The following is a 287-nucleotide window of genomic DNA, read 5'->3' on the forward strand; positions in this document are numbered from 1 at the left end:
GGCTGAGAGGGCCCTCAGGGACGACACCGTCCTCATATCGGTCATGGCGGCCAACAACGAGATCGGGACGATCCAACCCATCAGAGACATAGGCGCGTTGGCGAGGGCCAGAGGCATTCCATTCCACACGGACGCCGTACAGGCCATAGGCAAGATGCAGATAGACGTCAAGAGGGACAACATAGACCTCCTGGCGCTCTCTGGGCACAAGTTCCACGGCCCGAAGGGCATCGGAGCCCTGTACGTGCGCAAGGGCGTCGGCATAGAGCCGCAGATACACGGGGGAG

At 61.7% G+C, this 287-nt stretch carries 1 protein-coding gene; it reads left to right on the plus strand.

The features are described 5' to 3' along the window. The coding region (locus tag MD536_RS21330) for an aminotransferase class V-fold PLP-dependent enzyme (RefSeq protein ID WP_239603809.1) at positions 1-287 on the plus strand (287 nt) is incomplete at both ends.

This window comes from Flavihumibacter cheonanensis (genome assembly GCF_022352215.1).
Taxonomy (GTDB): Bacteria; Bacteroidota; Bacteroidia; order Chitinophagales; family Chitinophagaceae; genus Flavihumibacter; species Flavihumibacter cheonanensis.